The following is a 21,642-nucleotide window of genomic DNA, read 5'->3' as shown; positions in this document are numbered from 1 at the left end:
TGTTACTTTCCCTGTTTTTGACGGCGGGATTTTAGTATTTAATGAAAACGCAAGCAATTAGGTCTGGCCACTTAGCCTTTGACGCAAAGTTTCGCTGTTACAAAATCCAAAAAGACCTTTACCCGCTCCGGTTGATAGGAGCCACCACGAAACAGGGCATTTAACGGCACTTGCAGAGGTGCCACATCGGTTTCTATTTTGACTAGCTGAACGCTGGCCACGTAGTTTGCGACGATCATATCCGGCTGATAACTCACCCCAAGGCCTGCCAAGGTTAATTGGCGTATCAGCCGTGGGCTATTGCTCTTAAACACCGGCTGGATGGCGATGGTGGCACTGCCTTGATGCTCTGTGGCATCGGCGCTTAGCGGCCAACGACAGGTGGGGTGCAGGTTGGTGTCCACCAAGCAAGGCAACTGCTCGATGCTGCTTGCGGTTTTCACTTGCTTGGCCAATGCTGGCGAGGCGTAGAGCGAGCTTTGCAGCGGCATAATCGGCCGGTAGTTAAGGCTGGAGTCGTTTAGTTCGCTGGCGCGAAAGGCGATATCGATGCCTTGCTCCACCAAATCGAGCTTTTGGTTGGTCACCACCATATCGATTTCAATGTCAGGATAGCGCGCTAAGAACTCAGGGATCAGCGGGCTGAGCAGCTCCTCGGCAAAGCTCTGTGAGGCGGTTACTTTAAGCGGCCCAGAGGCGTGTTGGCGGCTGGAGTGTAGCTGGTTATATAGCTTGTCGAACTGAGCCAGCACTTCGAGGGCTTGGCGGTAGTATTGCTGCCCGGCCTGATTGACTGAGAGCTTGCGGGTGGTGCGATGAAACAGGCTGAGCCCTAACTGCGCCTCAACCTGATTGATGTACTTGGAGGCGAGCGACTTTGATATCCCTTGCCGCTCAGCGGCTGCAGTAAATGAGCCGGTTTCCACGACTGCCACCACTGTTCTCATTCCGTCGATAGTGTCCATGCTTTGTCAACAAATTGGAAATTATCATTCCATGCTAACGGGGTTTTTCTGGGGCGCAAGTCGCTCTTTAATAAACACAGCCATCACATCGACACGGAGCACACCATGATTACACTCTACTGGCACCCCATCTCGGGCCACGCCCATCGCCCCCATATGTTGCTTAGCCTGCTTGAACTGGAGTTTGAGTTGGTCACGGTGGATTTGCTCAAAGGCGAACAACACCAGCCCGAGTTCTTAGCCCTAAACCCCTTTGGCCAGATCCCGGTGCTGCAAGATGGCGATGTGGTGATCGCTGATTCCAACGCCATCTTGGTGTACTTGGCGAGTAAGTACGATAAGTCGCAGCAATGGCTGCCCGAGGCCCCCGAGCTACGCGCTCAGGTCGAAACCTTCCTTTCGCTGGCTGCCAATCGCTTGGCGGGCACGGCCTCCAAGCTGCGAGCCGCCAACCTGTTTAACCGCCCCATAGACAGACCGAGCTTGTTGCAGGAAGCAGCCAAGCTGTTTGCCCAGCTAGAGGGCTACTTACTGCTACGCGATTGGCTGGTGGGCAGCCACCCAACCATCGCTGACTTGGCGATGTACAGCTACACCAAGCTGGCCCCAGAAGGGGGAGTGAGCTTAAAGGGCTATCCGGCGATTGAGGCATGGCTGGCTAGGGTGGAAGCGCTGCCGGGCTTTGTGCCGATGCAGTTATCTAATGTGGGGCTGCGGGTTTAGTGGAAGGAGTTTTGAATTCAGCATTATGGCAATTCACTGCACTTAAGGTCGCAGCGGCATGGGCTCGCTAGGGCGTGCGAAGAATCTTCTCCATCTGTTTGCCTTTTGCGAGTTCATCGACCAGCTTGTCCAAATATCTTGCATGTCGTGTCAGTGGCGTTTGGATGTCTTCGACTTTAAACCCACAAACCTTTCCTGTAATCAGAAAAGAGTTTGGGTGAATTGATGCGCCTTTGAAAAAATCGCGAAATGTAACATCGTCTTGGACGAAGCCTTGGATCTGTCCTTTATCATAACCGGTGAGCCATGAAATCACCTGAATAAGCTCTTGTTCAGTTCGTCCTTTCTTGGATACTTTCGCCACATATAAGGGGTAGATCTTGGTGAAACTCATGTTTGCGATTTGTTCATCTTGCTCTTTAGTGGTGCTCATGGGTTCTATATCACAGTGTTCCGGCTGCGCATTATAGCAACAGATACTGGGCGTTTCTGAGGACATGTTTAACCGTCTTTGCCAGTGATGCTGTGCAAGTTCTGACAGCGAAGCTGCATTTTAACGGAGAATATTTAGCGCGGGTGTTAAGGGCCCTTAAGCAAGGTCCGCAGGAAAACACGGCGAGTATTTCTCCACCGCCATCTCTCCTTCAACCAGCGGGGAGATGGTCTCCATAAAGGTTTTGAAGTGCAGCGACTCCAAGTAAGTAGCATGGGCCGCGTCATCGGCAAACACCTCGACTTATTCTTGTTTTACTCTGATCTACTTTTAGCACTAGCATTGTTGTCTCCGGATTGTTTGTTGAAATCAATTGACTATATTCCAAAAACCTTTAATGGTGCTATTTAGTAAGCTCATTCCATTTGTTTTCATACTTCGCAAAGCTCTTACTATGTTCTCGAGGGCTACGCAAAGAACCGGACTTGTTTGTTGCTGCAAAGATGTTTCCCTTCGAAGTAAGAATGTTATCCTTTCTTGCTATGAAGTATCTCCCTTCTGGTTCTAGATATATGATGATATGGGTGCAGGTTTGCCTTTCTTTTTGACTCACTGGAGCAGTTAAGTTTGTATCTGTACCTCTGTTAGATGAGTCCATGGTTTTAAGTTCAATGTAGCATGTTACATTTTTCTCTGGGTGGTGTGCTAATAGGTCGTAACCATCATCAAATGCTTCGCCAACCCTCCACCCTTTTTTTTGAAGCACGTACGCAACCCTAGCTCTTCCAACTCTTTCTAAAGCTTGATTTCTGCTCATGTATTTGCTTTACCTAAAAACAAAAAGACCGTAGCGAAAGCTCTCGATAAAATTTCATTATACTTATCAAAATGATGGGCCATTATAGCTATCCCTCTTGGTTTTATTAGACTTGGCTTTTCGGTTTTTTAAACCAGTCATGCTTTCAAGTTCCTCTCTAACTAGCTCTTTAGGGTACTCATCCTTGATGTCAGCAATTATATGGACATGGTCAGGACTCACTTCCTTTACACCTACATTCTTAAGAGCTGGATGCTCCATGAATCTTCTGAAATGCTCAGAAATATCGTGACGCTCGCCATGGCCTAAACAGATGTCTATATCAGTATCTATACCATAATTATCAAGTTTTCGAGATAGTCCAGCCCTCTCCATACGAGATAAAGAACGCCTTAAGTTCTTAATTTCTTCTAGTATAAATTCCTGTGCAGAAACTTCTTTTTTGTCTATTTTAGCAACTTTAAATTCACCAAAATGTTTTAGAAAGGTTGTGTAGTTGTCGTCAGATGTCGATTTATTGTAAGTTGCTTGTATTTTCTCTGAAAGTTTTTCTTTAAACTCTACAATTTGGCTGAATCGTAAGTCGCGAGGGTACTCTAAGTGCTCAATTGAGGAGGTGTCGAAGGAGTATGAGGTTTTGTCATCTTTGACGATTATTGTCGGCTTATCAAAAGCCAGTCTCATTCCAAGTTCAAACATGACATTGGGGTTTTTGCAACTAACGTCACAGACAACAATAGGATTGTCATAGAGATTTTGGATAATTCTTTTGTGGATAATGCCAACATCGTCTGCATTACTAACTAAGTTTCCTTCGAAATCTGCATCTTCGATAGCATCCGTAAGAATACTTAAGACTTCAGACCAATGAGACTCTGAGCAGCCATCTATACCTGAAATGGGCATTACAATGCCACATGTTTGTACATTGCTGTTTTCTTTTGCCATCACTACTTCCTTATCAAGGGCAGCTATAAAAGTAACAGCTCCCTATTGATTAATCTGTTTAATTACAGATTATCATTTGGATCAGGCCATATCCAACAAGGGCTTACCTAGACAGTCGAAAACTGTGAATGCGAAAGAAGGTTTGATCTCAGATGAAAGGGGGCGCTTTCCCGGCAAAAGTCTAAACCAGGTGCGCCAACCACTGGCAATCGGTCAAACTCATCTCAGTAAATGTCGCAGTAAACGATGAATCGGTGGGGCTGCAGGCATATACGCCAAAGCTCACCTCGTTCTCTGCAGGCAACGGTGGGTTGCACTTACCCATCTCAGGGCTGGTTTCACCGAGTTTATGCAGGTGGAAAATGCGCATTTGTTTAAACTCGATGCCATCGAAGGACGACTCAATCAGAAAGTCGGGGCCGCGGCGGCTTAGCCGGTACCAAGTCGCTTGGGGTAGGGGAATATCGGCGGTGGCCCAGTCGGAGTAGCCCAGGTTTGTGACCACGCTGCCAAGGCGGGAGAACTGGGCGTTCTCGTACTCGATGGAGGCTTTAAACCAGTTCTCGTTATCGAGGTAGATAATCAGCCCACACTGATCGAACTGGGCTTGGTAGTCAAAGCTGACTTTGGCGGTAAAGGTGAAGTTATCGCTGGAGCGGATCTGCAGGGCTGGGGCATTGTCGTTGCGAAAGCCGTAGTAGGAGCGTTGCCAAAAATCGGTGCCCGGCTCGGTGGTTATCGAGACGGTATTGGCGCTCACGTCAAACTGCTTGGGTGGGTTAATCCAACTGCCGCTACGAAAATCGACCATCTGCTTATCCTTGTTTCTTAGTGCTCATCAACAGGTGAAGCCAAACAAAAAACGCTCACCGAAAGCGCCAATATATCATCAGATATTGGGCACTTAAGGGTGAGCGCTCACGTTTACAAGCTAGCGTTTAGAAGCGCTCTGGCCCCGCTGGTTTATTCCCCAAGATCTCATCCACCTGCTGCCAAATCTCATTGCCGATCTGGCCTTTCAGGGTCAGCGCCTGCAGGTTGTCGTCTAGCTGCTCTAGCTTAGATACACCCAAGATCACGCTGCTGACATGCGGTGTACGCAAACACCAGTTAAGCGCCAAATGGTGCAGTGGCATGCCCAGGCTGGCGGCCAGTTGGTTAAGTTGGGCAATCTGCTCAAGCTTGTTGTTCTCACCCATCAGCATATCGCGCAGCCATTCGTAGCCTGGCAGGCTCAGTCGGCTGTCCTCTGGAATGCCTTTCAGGTACTTACCGGTGAGTAGGCCGCTGGCCAGTGGCGAGAAGATGGTGGTGCCGAGGCCGGTCAGCGAGTACAGCGGTAGGTATTCGGCCTCCACTTTATCGCGGATTAGCATGTTGTACTGCGGCTGTTCCATCACTGGCGCGTGCAGGTTTTCGGCCTTGGCCACGGCCCAGGCTTCGGTGATCTGCTGAGCGCTCCACTCCGAGGTGCCCCAGTACATCACTTTGCCTTGGCTGACCAAGTCGTGCATAGCGCGCACGGTCTCATAGATCGGGGTGTCGATATCTGGGCGATGGCAGTAGTACAGGTCGAGGTAGTCGACGCGCAGGCGCTTAAGGGCGGCGTGGCAGGCGTCGAAGACGTGCTTGCGGCTAAGGCCGCGCTGGGTGGGTTTTTCGCCGCCCCAAAACACCTTGCTAGATACCACGTAGCTGTCACGGCTCCAGCCTAGCTCATCGATGGCTTGACCCATCAAGCGCTCGCTCTCACCGGCTTCGTAGCCCTCGGCATTATCGAAGAAGTTGATGCCCGCATCGTAGGCCTTGGTCATGATTTGCTTGGCGGCGCCCAAGTCGACCTGCTTGCCAAAGGTTACCCACGAACCCAGGCCCACTTCACTGACCTGAAGACCACTGTTTCCTAAGCGACGATATTCCATGTTTCACCTGTTAAGTATCAGAATTTACAGCAAAGTATACGCCGCTGCGGTGGGGGAAAAAGCCGTTAAAAGTGAAAACACTGTTTGATATAACAAACAAAAAATTTTGATTGTGTAGAATTGAGGCGGGTATAGCAGGAAGGTATCGATGAGCAAACACCACAAAAAACTGGAACGGATGCTGCTGTTCTATGAAGTCGCCCAGCAGCTGAGTTTTTCCAAAGCCGCTGAGCAACTCGGCATCTCGCGCAGCTATTTGTCGCAGCAGATCCGCAGCCTGGAGCGTGACCTCAGTAGCCAGCTGTTGGTTAGAACCACCCGTAAGGTGCGGCTAACCACCGAGGGGCAAAAGGTACTGCTACAGGCGCAGGCCATGCACAGCGGCTTGGTAGAGCTGGAGCGCGAGCTGCAACACAGCGACCAAGACGTCGCCGGGGTGTTGCGTATCACCGCGCCCACGGTGTTTGCCCAAACCATATTGGTTAATGCCTGTCAGCAGTTTAAGCAGCGCTATCCGGAGGTGAAGTTCGAGATAGAGGTGGGCCATCAACTGGAAGATCTGAACCAGCGCAATTTCGACTTGGCGATTCGGGTTACCGAGCATCCGCCACAGAACATGATTGCCCGCAAGCTGATGCCCTATAGCCACTGGGTGGTGGCATCCCCCGAGTATCTGTCAGCCAACCCCGTTCCGCAGCGTCCGAGTGACCTAACAGAGCTGGAGTGCTTGGCCTTTCCAGAGTGGCGCGACTGGCAGTTCCAACGCTACGGCCAAACCGAGGTTATCGAGGCCCAAGGCTGGCTCTCGGTGGCCGACAACAACATCTTGCGCGCCGCGGCTTTGAATGGGCAAGGGGTAATCCGCATCCCCGAGCACTTGTTGTGGGGCGATGTAAAAGAAGGCCGCCTGCAACGGCTACTCAGCGACTATCAAATTGAGCCACGGCAGGTGTGGATGCTCTATCCACCGAAGATTGGCCACTCCACGCGCTTGCAGTTATTTGTGGAGTTTTTGCAGGAGTATGTAGGCGATGCAGGTTAGTCGCATAGGGCCACTTTCTATACTTCGCTGCGTGATTGCTGCAATATGGTGGGCTTACTACTGTTACCCAGCCGCGAAAGGAACCACTGCTTGAGTGTGACGCGCTTCACCCGTATCGAAAACCTACTCAACTATATCCATACGAACCTCCACCTTGGGCTGAGTTTGGATGAGCTCGCGGCGCAAAGCTGTTGGTCGCGTTGGCAGCTGCAGCGGGTGTTTCAGGCGCAAACGGGCTATAAGGTGGCGCAGTATGTACGGGTGATAAAGCTGAGTAGGGCAGCGGAGCTGCTTTTGGATACCTCACAAACGGTGGCTCAGGTGAGCGAGGCCTTGGGCTTTGGCTCGGAGATAAGCTTTAACCGCGCGTTTCGCCAGCACTTTGCTTGTACCCCGGGAGTGTATCGGCGCAAGCGTCGACGACAAGGAATTGTGCTGCCCTTAAGCCGCATGGAGTCCAACGAGCAGCATCGCAGCAAGTTGGTCAACATTCGTTTGGAGCGGCTCGATGGTTTGCAACTTGTGGCGGTCGATGGGGTCATTGATGGGCTGTTTGCCGAGCAGCCTGAGTTTGCCCAGCAAGTGCCACGCCTTTGGGAGGCCTTGCTGACAAGCTGCCCGACCTCTCGCCAGCTACGGCATATTGGGGTGATCGATGTCCCTTCCCTCACTCAGCAGCAGTATCGCTACTTTGCCGGTGTTGAAGTGAGCGAGCTGCCCGCTGATGCCGCCATTCAAGGCTTAACAGCGCTCAGTGTTCCCGAGCAACACTATGCGGTTATCAGCCACATAGGGCCGGTAAGTGAGCTGGCCGGCAGCCTGTGGTGGTTCTTGGAGCAGTGGCTACCCGACTCGGGCTATCAAGGCTTAGAGGGTTTTGAGCTAGAGATCTATCCCGCCAACTACCAAGCCGATGCCGTCGATGCGCTAATGGAGTATTGGGTCCCCGTCGTTAAGCTGGCTTAGTAGTCTTTTAACGTGGCAGTCGGCAACTTGTTGGCGCTAAGCACTATCGAATAAGTTCAGAGCATTCTCACTAGCCCCACAAAATCCTTTAGCTAAACCCAAAATATCCTTTCGCGAAGCCTAGAACCGCCGCAAGCAATTTGCACCAAATTGTTAGTTTTCACCTCTGTCTCTTTCTCTTACAATGCAAATGAAAATAATTCGCAATTGCATTGGCTTAACAAGATATTTACAAAGAGACACCTGATGTTCGAAAAATCATTGGACAAAATGGGCTTTGCGCCTCGGCTGCTTAGTGCAGTGGTCGCAGCAGCATTGGCAGGCCCGGTTATCGCAAACGACACGGATCACGTCGACGAACACCTTACCGTACTAGCGAAAAGCTACCGGAACACCGCCACGAAAACCGCCTTAGCACCGGAAGAAACCCCACAGGGGATCTCGGTGATTGATAGTGAAACCATGGAGCTGCGCGGCGTAAGCTCTGTGACCGAAGCGCTGCGCTATGTGCCCGGCGTCAATACTGAGCTGCGCGGTGGGGCGGTGACTCGTCTGGATTTGTTTAACATCCGAGGCTTTGATAACTATCAGAACTTCTACGACGGTCTGCAGCTGCTGTTTAATGGCTGGAACCTGCAGCCGCAGATCGACCCCTTTGCGGTAGAGCAAATCGAGGTATTTAAAGGCCCCACCTCGGTGCTTTACGGCAACATGCCACCGGGCGGGATGGTTAACATGATTGCCAAGTCGCCACAGATGGAGCGCCACACCGAGATTGGCGTGGCCTCGGGGAGTCACAACAAAGCCGAAGCGACCTTCGACAGTACCGGGCAGATTGGTAGCAGTGATTTTGCCTACCGCGTGATCGCTAAGGCCAACAAGCAAGATGGCATGGCCGATACCTCTGAGGAAGAGCGTTACCTGATTGCGCCGTCGCTGGATTGGCATATCAGCGATGCCACCTTGCTGAACCTAAACGCCTATTACCAACACGACCCATCAGCGGGTATCTACACTACTATGCCAAGCTTTGGTTCGGTGCAAGGCAACCCCAATGGCGATCTCAGCCGCAGCCTGTTCACCGGCGATCAGAATTGGAACGAGTATGACCGCAAAGTGGGATTGTATGGCGCCAAGCTAACCCACGATTTCAACACCGATTGGAGCGTGTTGGTCAACGCCCGCTACATGGATGCGGAAGCGCTACAAAAGAACACCTACAACCTGTGTTATGACGCAGCAACGGGTACCTACTGTCCAACGCTGGAATCTGATGGCCGCACGTTAAACCGCCGTGCCTACCTCACCGATGAGACCTCCAAAGGTTGGACTGTTGACCTGCAGCTATCCGGCTATGTCACCACTGGCGCGCTGGAGCATAACCTACTGTTCGGTATGGATTGGCAGAAGCTGGAATCCGAAGTGCAGTATTGGGATGCGCAGATCTCGGCCATCGACATCTACAACCCCAACAACAATATGCTGGATCACGACAGCCTTTACGACTACCTCAAGAGCAATCCTGAGTACTGGAACGGCCACTACCTGATTGATGTAGAGCAAACCGGTGTGTACTTCCAAAACCAGATGCGGCTAGACCGTTTGGTGATGATCGCTGGCCTGCGTTACGACGAATATAGCTACCAAGAACGTGAGCAGATCTGGGACGGTAAAACCAAGCAGAATCAGTACAACACCTCGTTCCGCTTTGGTGGTCTGTATGAGTTCGACAATGGTTGGGCGCCGTACATCAGCTATGCCGAGAGCTTCGAGCCGGAGATTGGCACTGACACCGACGGCAATGCCTTTGACCCGTCTACCGGTAAGCAATGGGAAGGTGGTGTGAAGTACAGCTCCTACGATCGCGACATCAACTTCACTGGCTCGCTGTTCCATATCACCAAAGAGAATGCAGTAACCCGCGATCCGAACGGCAGTCCGTACGACCAAATCCAAGTGGGCGAAACGGTATCTAAAGGCTTGGAGTTGGAGGGCTCATGGCAGGTGAATCACAACCTGAACCTGATGGCCAACTACACCTTGCTGGATATGACCATCGAGAAAGATACCGACCTACAAGGCAAGACCCCGGTATGGGTACCGGATCAAACGGCCAACCTGTGGGCGAGCTATCACTTCTACCAAGGGTCGCTGAATGGCCTGACCTTGGGCGGCGGTGCGCGCTATGTGGGCGAGACGCAAATCGACTCGCAGAACACCTCGACCGTATCGGGTTACACCTTGTTTGACCTGTCGGTGGGCTACGACATGGGCAGCTTCACCAGTTCGCTGGAAAATGCGGTGGCGAGTGTTGCGGTTACCAACCTGTTCGACAAAGAGTACTACAGCTGTTACGACCAGATGAACTGCTGGGCTGGCGATGAGCGCCGTATCGAGGCTCGGGTGAAACTTGGCTTCTAGCATTCCACTAAGTGTCGAGGGCCTGTCAATGCGGCAGGCCCAACAGTATCGACTGCAACTGATCGAGGTTGCTCAAAAAATAAGCCCGGCTCTGCGGGCTTTAGTCGTAGATAGCGCACCAGCGGGCGAGCGGCTGTTAGCACCGCCGTATCTGGGCGGTAGCCAACAAGTGCAAAGCGCTGCTTGGCTTTATCAATCAATAGCCACCGGGCACCCAGAGGCAGGCAAGATCTACTGGCAAACCCGCAGCTGGACGTTGATGAATTGGCAGCCGATAGCCTTGCTGGTGCTCAGTCACTACCTGTTTGGCTATGTGCCGCGTTTAGCCGGGTTTAAACAGCAATGCAGCGAGCAGATGGTGGCCGGATATTGGCTACCAGAGGATGCTTATGTCAGCGTGTTTGCCAGCTCAGCGGTTGTCGCCGGCAGGCAGTTGGCGCAGCTATCTGGTGGCTTATACGACGCGGCAGCGGCTTCATTTAGCCTAAGCCGCAGCCTGAGTAAAAAGCTGTTGGCCGATAGCATCGAACACTCGCTACGGCTGCTTTGGGAACATCAAGACGACCTTGATTTACGCTTGGGCCAAGACACCCTCGCCGAGCAGCTTGATGCTTGGCTCTTAGGAGCCGGTTTACAAAGTCAGCAGCGCGAATACCGCGATGACCCGCTGCGCCGGGCGTGTTGTATGGAATACCGCCTCGATGAAGGCGACTACTGCGGCGACTGCCCTTGTCGCCCTAAAAGTGAAGCAGATGTTTGAACTAGATAATGTTGAGGTTCGCCGCGAAGGGCGCACTATTTTGCAGGTTGAGCAGTTGGCCATCGACAGCTCAGCCTTTACCGTGATCCTTGGCCACAATGGCTCGGGGAAATCTACCTTGGTTAATCTGCTCACCGGTCAGTTCGCTCCGGAGCAGGGGAAGGTGAGCCTAAACGGCAAGCCGGTGGATAAGATTAAAGCCCGCAGCTTGGCGCAGCAGGTAGCGTTTTTGCCACAGCACTTGCCACAGGTGGCAGGGCTCAATGTGAGCGAGCTGGTCAAGCTGGGCCGCTACCCGTGGCGCGGTAGCTTGGGGCGCTGGCGCGAGCAAGACCAACAGTTGCTGGAAGAGGCTCTAAGCCAGACCGACATGGGCCGTTTCGCCAATGAGCTGGTGGACTCGCTTTCTGGCGGTGAACGTCAGCGGGCATTTGTGGCCATGTTACTGGCCCAGCAATCGCCGATTTTAGTGTTGGACGAGCCAACCTCGGCGCTCGACATTAGCCATCAGTACCAACTGATGAGTCTGCTGAGCGAGCTCAACCAGCGATCGGGTCGCGGGGTGGTGGTGATTATCCACGATATTAACCTAGCGCTACGTTACGCCAGCAAGGTGGTGGCGCTCAAACAAGGCAAGGTGGCCTTTGCCGGTGACACGGCTGAGCTGCAAGATGAAGCTTTACTAAGAGAGCTATTCAACGCCGAGTTTCGCCTACTCAGCCATCCTGAGTTAAGCACCAAGGTGGCTGCGGTATGCTAAAACGCTGTGTGATGGTGGCCTTGCTGGCGCTAAGCCAAGCGGCTTGGGCACAGTTCTATGTGCAAGACAGCTTGGGCCGGCAAACCTTAGATAAGCGCCCTGAGCGCGTAATCGCCCTGAGTTGGGAGCTGGCCGAGCAAGTGCTTGAGCTCGATGTGGTCCCGCTGGCGATTAGTGATATTCCCGGATATAGCGAATGGGTACGCCAGCCAGCGATGCCAGAGCAGGTTATTGATCTGGGCACCCGCGCCGAACCCAACCTTGAGCGCATTGCCGAGCTTAAGCCGGATGTGATTTTCGCCAGCCTCGGTCAGCGGCATTTGATTCCTGCCTTGTCACAGATTGCGCCGGTGCTCTATTACAGCACCTATCAAGCTGGACACGACAATGTTCAGGCGGCCATCGACAATTATCGCCGGATAGCCCATGTATTGGGCCAATCCGAGCTGGCCGAGCGAAAGTTGAGCGCTATGGAGCAACGAATCGCTGCCTTAAGCGCTGAGCTAACCAGAGCTTTCCCCGCGGGAAAACCGCTTGCAGTTAGCCTGCGCTTTGCCAACCCCACCGCCGCGTGGGTGTACGGCAAGAACTCGATTCCGGAGTATGTGCTAGAGCGTTTAGGCTTTGAACCTGCCTTGGACAGCCGGGCCAGCCAGTGGGGGATCTCCCAGCAAAAAGTGCTGCAGTTGGCGCGGGTCGAGCAGGGGCTGGTGCTCTATTTTGAGCCCTTCTACTACCAAGCTGAAATGGACCGCTCACGTTTGTGGCAGGCCATGCCTTTCGTCAAACAGGGGCGAATTGCCCCGGTTGCGCCCACCTGGAGTTACGGCGGAGCGATGTCGATCCTGTATAACGCTGAGGCGCTGGCGGCAACCTTGTTCGCGCTAGCGCCCCAGGTGCAGCCTGAGCCGGAGGTAGCGCCATGAATCTGCGTTATTCCTTCAACCTGCCATTCCTGCTGCTAATCGCCTTGCTGAGTGTGCTGTTTGGCAGCGAGCTAAGCCCGGCTCGCCAGTGGCAACTGCTGCAAGGCGCAGAGCCACAGGTGTTCGCCGATTTCGCATTTTACTATGCCAACTTACCACGGCTGGCCATGGCGCTAGTGGTGGGCGCAGGCTTAGGCTTAGTGGGCAGTTTGCTACAGCAGCTTACCCAAAACCCCTTGCTGTCGCCCATGACGCTGGGCACCTCCTCCGGTGTCTGGCTAGCGCTGGTGGTGCTGAATGTATGGCTACCGGGCTTAAGCGGCTCTTATGCGGTGGTTGCAGCCATGCTTGGCGCAGGCGTGAGTATGGCGCTGGTGCTGCTGATTGTTGGCTGGCGCAATCTATCCGGTTTGCCGATTGTGTTGGCGGGTATGGCGGTTAATATTTTACTCGGCGCCATCGCCACCGCGATTATTCTGCTGCACGAGCAGTACGCCAACAACCTGTTTATCTGGGGGGCGGGCGACCTTAGTCAGCACGATTGGGATTGGTTTATCTGGCTGCTGCCACGGATGTTGCCTGCGCTGGTCATTGTTGCGGTGGCACCGCGCGTGTTGGCCTTGTTGCGACTCGGTCAGCAAGGCGCGCAGGGCAGGGGGCTGAACTTGGCGCCAATGTTCCTGCTGCTGATGCTGTGTGGCCTATGGATAGTCGCCAGCGCAATTACCGCTGTGGGAGCGATTGGCTTTATCGGCCTGATTGCGCCCAATATTGCCCGTTTGTTGGGGGCGCGCTCGCCGCGCTCGGAGCTACTGCACAGCGCTATTTTTGGTGCGTTGCTATTGTTGGTGACCGACATGTTGGCGCGCGGGCTAAGCCTGCTTACCATCGATACGGTGCACACCGGCACCGCCACTGCCTTAATCGGCGCTCCTCTACTGCTGCTGTTAACCCGCCGTAATCTGCGCTCGGAAGACCGCTTATCGATAGAGCTGCCACAGGGCGCAGCGCGTTTGACGAGGCTGACCAAAACCCTGCTGCCGATTATCTGCTTGGGTTTGTTGGCGCTCTCTTTAGGCAGCGGTTTTAACGCCGGAAGCTGGCAGCTGCAATGGCCCAGCGAGTTTAGTTTTTCCTTGCGTTGGCCGCGCATCTTGGCGGCGCTCTCTGCCGGGGCCGCCTTGGCCACCGCCGGTACCGTGCTGCAGCGGCTGATCTACAACCCACTGGCCAGCCCCGATATCTTAGGCTTGTCGGCCGGAGCCACCTTAATGCTGGTGGGCAGCTCGGTGCTGTTTGGCGTCAGTATCTACGAGCATGGCCCGCTGCTGGCCTTTGTGGGCAGCATGCTGGTGTTGGTCTTGCTGCTGGTGTTAGGCCGTCGGCATAACTACGCGCCATCGATGCTGATCCTCTGCGGTATCGCCCTGACAGCGCTGATAGAGGCCTTGGTGCAGTTTGCCCTGGCTCGCGGCACCCAAAGTATCTACGAGATCCTCGGGTGGCTGGCAGGTTCCACCTACCGGGTGCAGCCTAGCGACGCACTGTTTCTGTTTGTGCTGTCACTGGTGTTAGTGACGGTGGCGCTGCTGTGTAGCAAGTCGCTGACTCTGCTCTCCGCTGGTCGCCAGTTCGCCCAAGCGCGTGGCCTGTCGGTAAACGCCCGCTTTGTGGTGTTGTTAGTTCTGGTCGCATTGTTGTGCGCCATTGTAACGGCATACTTAGGCCCAATTGCCTTTATCGGCCTACTGGCGCCGCATATGGCGGTACTGTTAGGCGCGCGCCAAGCGGGGCAGCAAATAGCGGTGGCTGCTAGCTGCGGTGCCTGCTTATTGGTGCTGGCGGATTATTTGGGCTGGGTACTGTTCTATCCGACCCAAGTAGCTGCGGGTACACTGGTTTCCGTGATTGGCGGGCTGTATTTTATTACTCTGTTGATCCGAGGGCAGCGCAGTAATTGACAATTGTTGATTGATATCAATGCAGTTGATAATTATTCGTATTTAAATGTGTGGCTGATTCGGGTAGGCTAGCTGCCTGATTACCCATCCAACCACCTCCTAACTGATGAAAGAGCTGAAGGTAAAGCTGAAGGCAATGAAGCAAATAAAGTCTGCTGTGGTGCTCTGTGCACTGATGAGTTCTCCGATGTTGGCGGCTGAGCCGCTGGCGCAAAGCCAGCGTGTTGAAAGTCAGGCGATTGATGCCGCTAAGCGCTCGCAAGATACTATCGACCAAAGCTCCGATCGCGCCTTCGAGTTGCAGCGTGAGATCGAGATTCTGATGCAAGAAGTGGAGAGCTTGGAGGTTTACCGCGACCACCTAAGCCGGATGATCGACAGTCAGCAGTTGGAAATCGACAGCTTCCATCAACAGCTTGATGAGATTGGCGCAACCCGCCAAGGCGTGGTGCCGTTGATGTACCGTATGCTAGCGGCCTTAGAGACGCACATCGAGAATGACCGCCCAATTCGCTCGGCAGCCCGTGCGCAGCGTCTGGAACAGCTCAACGCGATGATGGCGCAAGCTGATGTTAGTGACGCTGAAAAATATCGCCGCATCCTTGAGGCTTATCAGATTGAGCTGGATTACGGCAGCAAGCTGGGCAGCTATCAAGGGGAGCTGGAAGTGGCTGGTGAGCGCTTGCAAGTGGAGCAGTTGTACTTAGGGCGCGCTGTGCTGCTCGCACGCAGCCTCGACCAGCAACAATACTGGACCTGGGATCAAGCCAGTGGTCAGTGGCAAGCCATGGACCGCGCCGCAGGACTTAAGGCCGATCAGGCCTACGCACTGGCCCGCCAAAGCGCTGCGCCAAGCTTGCTGGAGTTGCCAGTCAGCCTGAAGGAGGCGCAGCAATGATCTTTAACCATGCCTCAAAGGCGATTGCTGGTCTTGCGCTTAGCGCCGTGTTGGCCTTGCCTGCCGTCGCCGATAGCGACACAGATCTAAACGCCCAGCAGCAAGCCGAAGCGCTACTAAAAACCACCGAGCAAGCCGCTCGTCAAACCGGTCAACAAAATAAGCAACGTGAGCAAGGCTTCGCTAAGAGCGAAGCCGAATTGCAAGCCCAGCTAGATGCGCTCTTAGCGCGCCAACAAGCGCTGGAAACCGAAACTGACCAGCTTTCTGAGCAGTTCAGTGCCAACGAGCAACGCTTGGCCGAGCTGGAGCAAAAACTGCAGCTAGAAACCGGCAGCTTAGGCGAGCTGTTTGGTGTGGTTCGCCAAGCGGCGCGTGAGCTGCAGGTCGAGGTGCATGATGCTATCACCAGTATCGAGCGCCCCGAGCAAAGCCAGTTACTCGACGAGATTGTGGCCGCCCGAGCCTTGCCGTCGATGGCGCAACTGGAAGGGCTGTGGCAGTTGTTCGAGCAGCAAATCGAAGCCTCGCAACAGTTGTCTAGAGTATGGGTCGTGGTCGCGAACGGCAGTGGCGAGCTTAGCAAAGACCGAGCTTATCGATTGGGCTCCTTCGCCTTGATTGGCCAGCAAGGCCTTTTAGATTGGGATGCGAATCAGCAAATCGCCAAGGTGTTGCCACGCCAACCTCAGTCGTGGTCAAAACAGGCTGAGCTTGAGCAAGTCACTCAGCAGCCAGTGATTATGACGCTCGACCCAAGCCGCGGCGAGCTGCTGCGCCAGCTTGGTGATACCCCAACTCTACAAGACCGCGTTCGCCAAGGCGGCGTGGTCGGTAAGATTATTTTGGCTTTGCTGGCCAGTGGCCTGTTGATTGCTGGCTATCGAGGCCTGCGCCTGCTGGTGGCGCGTCGCCAGATCAGTCAACAGCTCAAAACACCCGAACAGCCGGGTAATAACCCGCTAGGCCGCATCTTGAAGGTGTACCACGAAGAGCAAGCGCCCAACGTGGAAGCCCTAGAGCTGCGTCTGCTGGAGGCGGTGATGGACGAACAGCAGTCATTAGAGCGCGGCCTGTCGATGCTTAAGCTGATGGCGGCGCTGGCACCCATGCTTGGCCTGCTGGGTACCGTGACCGGTATGATTGATACCTTCCAGGTGATTACCCAGTTTGGTAACGCCGATCCACGAGTGATGGCCGGCGGTATCTCGATGGCGCTGATTACCACTGTGCTCGGCCTAGTGGCAGCTATGCCACTGCTGCTGGCGCACAACCTGCTTAGCTCTCAAGCCGAAGGGGTGCGCAGCATCCTTGAGAAACAGGGCATTGGCTTAGTGGCAGCGCGCGCCGAACAAGGTCTGCGTGGTGAGCACGAACTAGATGCTGTTGCTATGAAGAGCCAGGAGGCCAGTGCTTAATGGAGCTGCTTGTTGCTTGGCTCAGTTTGCCAGCGATAACTAACCTTAGCCAGTTTATGCATTTGGGCGGCCCGGTACTGTGGTGGCTGGCAGCCTTAGTGCTGGTGTTTTGGTGCCTCGCCTTTGAGCGGATCATCTACCTGTGGTGGCAGTTTCCTCGCCAGCAGCAACAATGGCTGAGTGCTTGGCGCAAGCGCAATGACCACCTGAGTTGGTATGCCCGAGCCCAGCGCGACGCCGCGCTGGATGAAGCGCACCGAGCGCTGTTCAAACATGTCAGCCTGCTGAAGGTGATTGTGGCGCTGTTCCCGATGCTGGGGCTGCTCGGCACCGTAACCGGGATGATCTCGGTGTTTGATGTATTGGCCACCCAAGGCTCGGCGCAGCCGCGCTTGATGGCCTCGGGGATCTCGATGGCCACCTTGCCGACCATGGCCGGTATGGTGGCAGCGCTGGCCGGTATGTTTAGTTATTCACGCATTCAGCGCTGGGCCGATGCCCGCGAGCTGCATCTCGAAAAGCTAATGCGTAGTGAAAACGATGCGCGTCCTGCGAACGCAGAACCCGCTCAATCCAATCAAGAGAGGAACGAGAAATGAGGCTTGGCCAACGTCGTCGTATTCAAGATGAGGCCCAGGTCGATATGACCTCGATGCTCGATATCGTCTTTATCATGTTGATCTTCTTCATCGTCACCAGCTCGTTTGTGCGCGAGTCAGGGGTGGAGGTGAATCGTCCGGAGGCCAGCCATTCGGTAAGCCAGAAGGACGCAGGGATCTTTATCGCGGTGACCGCCAACAACGACATCTACATCGACAAGCGTTTGGTGGATGTGGAACGGGTGCAGGCTAACCTAGAGCGTTTGCTGTTGGAACAACCTGATCCGTCGTTAGTGATTCAAGCGGATTCATTCGCTTTTAATGGCACGGTAGTCGCGGTGATGGATGCCGCCAAGGGCGCGGGTATCAGCAAGATCGCTTTGGCCACGGAGCAGCCCTAATGGGACGCTTGTTGCTTGCCTTGCCACTTGCGACCGTCAGCTGTTTGGGGCTATTCGTGTTTATGTCCTGGATGGTGGATTTAGGGCGTGAGCACCCGCCTGAGCAGCTCGCGCCGGTGCGCTTCGATATGTTTATGGTGGAGCAGGAGCAAGCCTTGCAGCGCCGCCAACGCAGTGTGCCCGAGCGCCCCGAGCCGCCCATCGCACCGCCCGAGCCTCAGTCGGTCACCACCAGTACCGAGCAGCAGGTAGCGCAATCGGTGATGCCGGATCTGCCGTCTCTAGCCATGAATGTGAGCGTAAGTGGCTTGGCGATCTCTTTGCCACCGGTTGCGGCGGTGGCGCAGAACCAACAGGTGATGCCACTGCAGCGGGTGGAGCCGCGTTATCCGCAGCGCGCGCTACAGCGCAATATTGAAGGGCATGTCACCTTGTCGTTTACCATCGATGAGAAGGGCTCGCCGGTGGATATTCAGATTACCGAGTCGGAGCCGGGTAAGGTCTTCGAGCGAGAAGCGATCCGGGCGTTGGAGCGTTGGAAGTATCAGCCGATGATGGTTGATGGCGTGGCGACTGCGCGGGTAGGTCAAACCGCCAAGATTGAGTTTAATATCCAAAAATGAAGCAGTTCAAAGACCTCGTTTCTTGCAGCGTATTGATGGTGTTGATGCTATCAGGCCTTGTCGCAACTACCTTGCCTGTGAACGCCAATGAGCTAGCGGCTCCGGTGGCCCGTGCGGTCCATCGCGCCAATCAACTTAGCGTGGATGACAAGCTCGATGAAGCGCTCACGTTATTGGAGGGCTTGCAGCCTAGCCGTCGCTATGACCAAGCCTATGTTCAGCACCTTTTAGGTATTTTTTACTGGCGCACCGAGCAGCCAGAGCAAGCCCTCGCTAGCTGGAAACTGGCTGTTGAAGCCAGTGTGCTGGAAGGCGCTACTTTGCAACAAGCGCTACAAAACCTCGCAGATGTCAGCCTCAACAGTGGCGATTTCGCCGAAGCCCAGGCTCGCTATCAGTCTTTGTTGGACTGGCAGGGTGAGCCAGAGCCCACTCAGCAGCAGCGCGCTAGCTGGCAGCTACGTCTGACTCAGGCCTTTTATCAACAAGAACAGTGGCAACAGTTACTGGGTAGTGTCGATGCCTACGAGGTCATGGTCGACTCTCCTGAAACCTCGGCCCTGAATATGCGGTTAAACGCGCAGATACAGCTCTCTGACTGGAACGGTGCGCTTAAGACCACCCAGCGTTTGTTAGCCCGCCATCTCGACCAAGCGGTATGGTGGCAACAGCAAACCAGCCTGTACCTGCGGCTAGAGCAGCCCAAAGCGGCATTAGCCAGCTTGCAACAGATGGAGCGGGCCGGGCATACACTCAGCGAGCAAGAGCTGCGAAGCCTGAGCCAGCTCTACGCCAACCAGCGGATCCCCGAGCAGGCCGCCAAGGTGCTGGCACGTTTACCTGAGGCCGACAGCGATATCGAACTGATCGTGAGCCAAGCGCGCTATTGGCAGCAAGCCCGTGAATGGGACAAGGCCTTGGCGTTCTGGCAGCGCGCCAGTGATAAGGACGCAAGCTACGCCTGGAACTATGGCCGTTTGCTGGCCCAGCAGAATCATCATCAGCTAGCGCTTGCTGCCTTAGAACGATTGCCGGAGCCGACAGCAGAGCAACTGCTGGCCAAGGTGCAGGTGCTGTTCCGGCTGGAGCATTTTAAATCGGCCAAAGAGGTGGCCGAGCAGGCCCATCGGCTTAAGCCTTCGGACTCTTCTGCCAGCTGGCTGCAGTATCTGAGCAGCCTCGGTCACTAAGTTTTTTCCAAAATCCCGTCTATTTACTATTCTGTCATTATCGGCCCAGCCATGCTGGGCTGACCTTTTTTCAGCGAACTGCGTGAAGGAGAACAGGATGTTTTCATTGGGGACCCGCAAGATTGAATCCGCTCTGCAAGATATAGTGAACGACCAGCCGGTGAATCCGTCCTCCTCTAGTGATGGGCGAATGGCTGGGCTGTTGGGCGAGATCCAAGCCAAGTTTCAGCGTCTGCAACAGCAGCTTAGCTCCACGCAAGACCACCAAGAGCAGCTCGAGCTTTATCAAAACCACGCTGGCGTAGGGCTGTGGGATTGCGTCATTATCGATGCCGACGCGCTGCATCCGCAGAGCCGTTGGACTTGGTCAAACGAGTTTCGCCGCTTACTCGGTTATCGGGATGAAGCGGATTTTCCCAATCGGGTAGATAGCTGGTCTTCGCTGCTACACCCCGATGACGTGGATGCCACCGTTAACGCCTTTAAGGCGCATGTGGCCGATCGCTCTGGCACGGTGGCCTACGACATTAGCTACCGCTGTATGCACAAAACGCTGGGCTGGCACTGGTATCGAGCGGTGGGCGGCACCAAGCGAGATGCGCAGGGTACGCCACTGCGGGTCGCTGGCTCGTTGATCGACATAGACGAAGCCAAGACCCAAGAGTTGGAGATGCAGGCGGTGCGTCAGCATCAGGCAGAGATGATCGAGGCCGTCAGAGCCGGTATAGCCGAGGTTAATCACACCGCCGGTGAGATCCAGGGACAAACCAGCGAGCTGCAGCAGCGCGCCAGTAATGCCCAGCAAAAAGCCGAGCAGGGGGCCAGCTCGTTGGAGCAGATGCAGGCGCTGTTTAATATCGTTGCGACTATCAGCCAAGGCATCGACCAAGAGGTGGTGGAGATCCAAGGTATCGCCAATCAGACCAACCTGCTGGCACTCAATGCCACCATTGAAGCGGCCAGAGCCGGTGAGGCGGGGCGCGGTTTCTCGGTGGTGGCGGAGCAGGTAAAGGTGCTGGCCAATACCTCCTCAGAAGCGGCAGAGAAGATCACCGGGCAGGTGGCCGAGGTGATGGACGAATTGGGTAAATCTAAGGTCGCCATCGATGCACTACTTAGCACCATGGTTGAAACGGTGGAAACCGCCGAAGCCACCAAGAGCGGCATGAATAGCGTGGCCGGGCAGCTTGATATTCAGCACCAAGCGCTGGGCGAGCTGATGGAGCAGGTGCACAGTTAGCGTACCGCCTAGCCGCCGCTGTGCAGCCAACATGGCATTTCCACCTCGGCGGGCCGGCAAAGAAAATGGCGGAAACGAAGAGATTCGAACTCTTGGGGCGCAATGCGCCCAACTCCTTAGCAGGGAGTCACCTTCGACCACTCGGCCACGTTTCCAAATTTGGCGCCCACTCAAGGATTCGAACCTTGGACCCGGGGATTAGAAATCCCCTGCGCTATCCACTGCGCCAAGCGGGCTAACTTGTTAGGCTATAAAGAAAACGGCTTATCAGTTCCCCAATAAGCCGCTTATCGCAAAGAGTGTTGGGGACGATCCCCTTGTATTAAGAAGATCTAAGCCTGTCTGTGAGCCGACTACTCAACACGCGACTCGCCCTAAGAAGTAGGTGAGTACAATCAAGCATGTAGGTGGTGGTTGAGTGAGTCATAACAAGTGCCTGGTTCGCTTTTGTTTCGTCTGAATGTGTTTTTACCTTAGATACCCAGAACACGCTCTGTCAAGCGGTTTGTCGAAATTAAATGCAATAAAAACAATGATTTAAGTTTACTCTGGGTGAGTAATTCCCTACCGGGAGAAAGGCATAAAAAAAGCTTCTTGGTTCCCCAAAAAGCTTCTTCACGCGCAGCTTA

The 21,642-nt window shown here is 54.4% G+C and carries 22 protein-coding genes and 2 tRNA genes; 15 read left to right on the top strand and 9 right to left on the bottom strand.

The features are described from left to right. Positions 1-71: 71 nt before the first annotated feature. Positions 72-947 (bottom strand): LysR family transcriptional regulator, encoded by an 876-nt coding sequence (locus G461_RS0101375; protein ID WP_035478923.1) that lies wholly within the window; start codon positions 945-947, stop codon positions 72-74. Between the two features lie 123 nt (positions 948-1,070). On the opposite strand from G461_RS0101375, the gene G461_RS0101370 reads away from it, so the two are divergent. Then, entirely contained in the window at positions 1,071-1,688 is a 618-nt protein-coding gene (locus G461_RS0101370; protein ID WP_026970463.1) for a glutathione S-transferase family protein, read from the top strand. Between the two features lie 67 nt (positions 1,689-1,755). On the opposite strand, the gene G461_RS0101365 is transcribed toward G461_RS0101370, so the two are convergent. From G461_RS0101365 to G461_RS0101340, 6 genes are all read right to left on the bottom strand, one after another. After that, the gene (locus tag G461_RS0101365) at positions 1,756-2,121 is read right to left on the bottom strand and encodes a DUF2200 domain-containing protein (protein WP_026970462.1); all 366 of its coding nucleotides are present in this window, start codon (positions 2,119-2,121) and stop codon (positions 1,756-1,758) included. Between the two features lie 156 nt (positions 2,122-2,277). After that, positions 2,278-2,418, bottom strand: a complete 141-nt coding sequence (locus tag G461_RS26030; RefSeq protein ID WP_157360197.1) for a hypothetical protein — start codon at positions 2,416-2,418, stop codon at positions 2,278-2,280. Positions 2,419-2,524: 106 nt separating this feature from the next. Then, positions 2,525-2,938, bottom strand: a complete 414-nt coding sequence (locus tag G461_RS0101355) for a hypothetical protein (protein ID WP_026970461.1) — start codon at positions 2,936-2,938, stop codon at positions 2,525-2,527. 66 nt (positions 2,939-3,004) lie between these two features. Continuing rightward, complete coding sequence (locus tag G461_RS22930) at positions 3,005-3,886, bottom strand: hypothetical protein (RefSeq protein WP_035478786.1); 882 nt, start codon at positions 3,884-3,886, stop codon at positions 3,005-3,007. Between the two features lie 181 nt (positions 3,887-4,067). Then, on the bottom strand, positions 4,068-4,697 hold the full coding sequence (locus G461_RS0101345; RefSeq protein WP_026970460.1) for a DUF1349 domain-containing protein: 630 nt from the start codon (positions 4,695-4,697) through the stop codon (positions 4,068-4,070). A gap of 127 nt (positions 4,698-4,824) precedes the next feature. Further along, positions 4,825-5,808, bottom strand: coding sequence for a potassium channel beta subunit family protein (locus G461_RS0101340; protein ID WP_026970459.1), 984 nt, complete (start codon positions 5,806-5,808; stop codon positions 4,825-4,827). 148 nt (positions 5,809-5,956) lie between these two features. On the opposite strand from G461_RS0101340, the gene G461_RS0101335 reads away from it, so the two are divergent. From G461_RS0101335 to G461_RS26250, 14 genes are all read left to right on the top strand, one after another. Continuing rightward, positions 5,957-6,850 (top strand): LysR family transcriptional regulator, encoded by an 894-nt coding sequence (locus G461_RS0101335; protein ID WP_026970458.1) that lies wholly within the window; start codon positions 5,957-5,959, stop codon positions 6,848-6,850. A gap of 96 nt (positions 6,851-6,946) precedes the next feature. Beyond that, positions 6,947-7,816 (top strand): AraC family transcriptional regulator, encoded by an 870-nt coding sequence (locus tag G461_RS0101330; RefSeq protein ID WP_245587129.1) that lies wholly within the window; start codon positions 6,947-6,949, stop codon positions 7,814-7,816. Between the two features lie 246 nt (positions 7,817-8,062). Then, the gene (locus G461_RS0101325; protein ID WP_245587125.1) at positions 8,063-10,237 is read left to right on the top strand and encodes a TonB-dependent siderophore receptor; all 2,175 of its coding nucleotides are present in this window, start codon (positions 8,063-8,065) and stop codon (positions 10,235-10,237) included. Positions 10,238-10,265: 28 nt separating this feature from the next. Further along, entirely contained in the window at positions 10,266-10,997 is a 732-nt protein-coding gene (locus G461_RS0101320; RefSeq protein WP_026970455.1) for a (2Fe-2S)-binding protein, read from the top strand. Next, positions 10,990-11,757, top strand: a complete 768-nt coding sequence (locus tag G461_RS0101315) for an ABC transporter ATP-binding protein (protein ID WP_026970454.1) — start codon at positions 10,990-10,992, stop codon at positions 11,755-11,757. The genes G461_RS0101320 and G461_RS0101315 overlap by 8 nt, the downstream gene beginning before the upstream one ends. Beyond that, positions 11,751-12,683 carry an iron-siderophore ABC transporter substrate-binding protein gene (locus G461_RS0101310; protein WP_026970453.1) on the top strand — a complete coding sequence of 311 codons (933 nt, stop codon included), beginning with the start codon at positions 11,751-11,753 and terminating at the stop codon, positions 12,681-12,683. The genes G461_RS0101315 and G461_RS0101310 overlap by 7 nt, the downstream gene beginning before the upstream one ends. Continuing rightward, entirely contained in the window at positions 12,680-14,644 is a 1,965-nt protein-coding gene (fhuB, locus tag G461_RS0101305) for a Fe(3+)-hydroxamate ABC transporter permease FhuB (protein WP_035478781.1), read from the top strand. Before G461_RS0101310 ends, fhuB begins: the two co-directional genes overlap by 4 nt. Before the next feature lie 136 nt (positions 14,645-14,780). Next, entirely contained in the window at positions 14,781-15,542 is a 762-nt protein-coding gene (locus tag G461_RS0101300; RefSeq protein WP_026970451.1) for a DUF3450 domain-containing protein, read from the top strand. Beyond that, positions 15,539-16,960 (top strand): MotA/TolQ/ExbB proton channel family protein, encoded by a 1,422-nt coding sequence (locus tag G461_RS22925; RefSeq protein WP_051333272.1) that lies wholly within the window; start codon positions 15,539-15,541, stop codon positions 16,958-16,960. Before G461_RS0101300 ends, G461_RS22925 begins: the two co-directional genes overlap by 4 nt. Further along, positions 16,960-17,559: a MotA/TolQ/ExbB proton channel family protein gene (locus G461_RS22920; RefSeq protein ID WP_051333271.1), complete on the top strand. Its 600-nt coding sequence runs from the start codon at positions 16,960-16,962 to the stop codon at positions 17,557-17,559. The genes G461_RS22925 and G461_RS22920 overlap by 1 nt, the downstream gene beginning before the upstream one ends. Further along, the gene (locus G461_RS0101285) at positions 17,556-17,960 is read left to right on the top strand and encodes an ExbD/TolR family protein (RefSeq protein ID WP_026957399.1); all 405 of its coding nucleotides are present in this window, start codon (positions 17,556-17,558) and stop codon (positions 17,958-17,960) included. The genes G461_RS22920 and G461_RS0101285 overlap by 4 nt, the downstream gene beginning before the upstream one ends. After that, positions 17,960-18,583: an energy transducer TonB gene (locus G461_RS0101280; RefSeq protein ID WP_026970450.1), complete on the top strand. Its 624-nt coding sequence runs from the start codon at positions 17,960-17,962 to the stop codon at positions 18,581-18,583. Before G461_RS0101285 ends, G461_RS0101280 begins: the two co-directional genes overlap by 1 nt. After that, a complete protein-coding gene (locus G461_RS0101275) occupies positions 18,580-19,773 on the top strand; it encodes a tetratricopeptide repeat protein (protein WP_026970449.1) in 1,194 nt (397 codons plus the stop codon). The genes G461_RS0101280 and G461_RS0101275 overlap by 4 nt, the downstream gene beginning before the upstream one ends. 97 nt (positions 19,774-19,870) lie before the next feature. Further along, positions 19,871-21,013: a methyl-accepting chemotaxis protein gene (locus tag G461_RS26250; protein WP_051333269.1), complete on the top strand. Its 1,143-nt coding sequence runs from the start codon at positions 19,871-19,873 to the stop codon at positions 21,011-21,013. Between the two features lie 66 nt (positions 21,014-21,079). Here G461_RS26250 and G461_RS0101265 read toward each other — a convergent pair. Together G461_RS0101265 and G461_RS0101260 are read right to left on the bottom strand one after the other, a co-directional pair. After that, positions 21,080-21,168 (bottom strand) — tRNA-Ser (locus G461_RS0101265). A 5-nt stretch (positions 21,169-21,173) separates the two neighbouring features. After that, positions 21,174-21,249 (bottom strand) — tRNA-Arg (locus tag G461_RS0101260). Between the last annotated feature and the right edge of the window lie 393 nt (positions 21,250-21,642).

The organism is Aliagarivorans marinus DSM 23064 (assembly GCF_000429485.1).
GTDB classification, from domain to species: domain Bacteria; phylum Pseudomonadota; class Gammaproteobacteria; order Enterobacterales; family Celerinatantimonadaceae; genus Aliagarivorans; species Aliagarivorans marinus.
This window is presented reverse-complemented; position numbering and strand designations above follow the sequence as displayed.

Coding starts and splice junctions, on each gene's coding strand:
- G461_RS0101375 (WP_035478923.1), bottom strand. CDS start 947: ATGAGAACAGTGGTGGCAGTCGTGGAAACCGGCTCATTTACTGCAGCC.
- G461_RS0101370 (WP_026970463.1), top strand. CDS start 1,071: ATGATTACACTCTACTGGCACCCCATCTCGGGCCACGCCCATCGCCCC.
- G461_RS0101365 (WP_026970462.1), bottom strand. CDS start 2,121: ATGAGCACCACTAAAGAGCAAGATGAACAAATCGCAAACATGAGTTTC.
- G461_RS0101355 (WP_026970461.1), bottom strand. CDS start 2,938: ATGAGCAGAAATCAAGCTTTAGAAAGAGTTGGAAGAGCTAGGGTTGCG.
- G461_RS22930 (WP_035478786.1), bottom strand. CDS start 3,886: ATGGCAAAAGAAAACAGCAATGTACAAACATGTGGCATTGTAATGCCC.
- G461_RS0101345 (WP_026970460.1), bottom strand. CDS start 4,697: ATGGTCGATTTTCGTAGCGGCAGTTGGATTAACCCACCCAAGCAGTTT.
- G461_RS0101340 (WP_026970459.1), bottom strand. CDS start 5,808: ATGGAATATCGTCGCTTAGGAAACAGTGGTCTTCAGGTCAGTGAAGTG.
- G461_RS0101335 (WP_026970458.1), top strand. CDS start 5,957: ATGAGCAAACACCACAAAAAACTGGAACGGATGCTGCTGTTCTATGAA.
- G461_RS0101325 (WP_245587125.1), top strand. CDS start 8,063: ATGTTCGAAAAATCATTGGACAAAATGGGCTTTGCGCCTCGGCTGCTT.
- G461_RS0101320 (WP_026970455.1), top strand. CDS start 10,266: ATGCGGCAGGCCCAACAGTATCGACTGCAACTGATCGAGGTTGCTCAA.
- G461_RS0101315 (WP_026970454.1), top strand. CDS start 10,990: ATGTTTGAACTAGATAATGTTGAGGTTCGCCGCGAAGGGCGCACTATT.
- G461_RS0101310 (WP_026970453.1), top strand. CDS start 11,751: ATGCTAAAACGCTGTGTGATGGTGGCCTTGCTGGCGCTAAGCCAAGCG.
- fhuB (WP_035478781.1), top strand. CDS start 12,680: ATGAATCTGCGTTATTCCTTCAACCTGCCATTCCTGCTGCTAATCGCC.
- G461_RS0101300 (WP_026970451.1), top strand. CDS start 14,781: ATGAAGCAAATAAAGTCTGCTGTGGTGCTCTGTGCACTGATGAGTTCT.
- G461_RS22925 (WP_051333272.1), top strand. CDS start 15,539: ATGATCTTTAACCATGCCTCAAAGGCGATTGCTGGTCTTGCGCTTAGC.
- G461_RS22920 (WP_051333271.1), top strand. CDS start 16,960: ATGGAGCTGCTTGTTGCTTGGCTCAGTTTGCCAGCGATAACTAACCTT.
- G461_RS0101285 (WP_026957399.1), top strand. CDS start 17,556: ATGAGGCTTGGCCAACGTCGTCGTATTCAAGATGAGGCCCAGGTCGAT.
- G461_RS0101280 (WP_026970450.1), top strand. CDS start 17,960: ATGGGACGCTTGTTGCTTGCCTTGCCACTTGCGACCGTCAGCTGTTTG.
- G461_RS0101275 (WP_026970449.1), top strand. CDS start 18,580: ATGAAGCAGTTCAAAGACCTCGTTTCTTGCAGCGTATTGATGGTGTTG.
- G461_RS26250 (WP_051333269.1), top strand. CDS start 19,871: ATGTTTTCATTGGGGACCCGCAAGATTGAATCCGCTCTGCAAGATATA.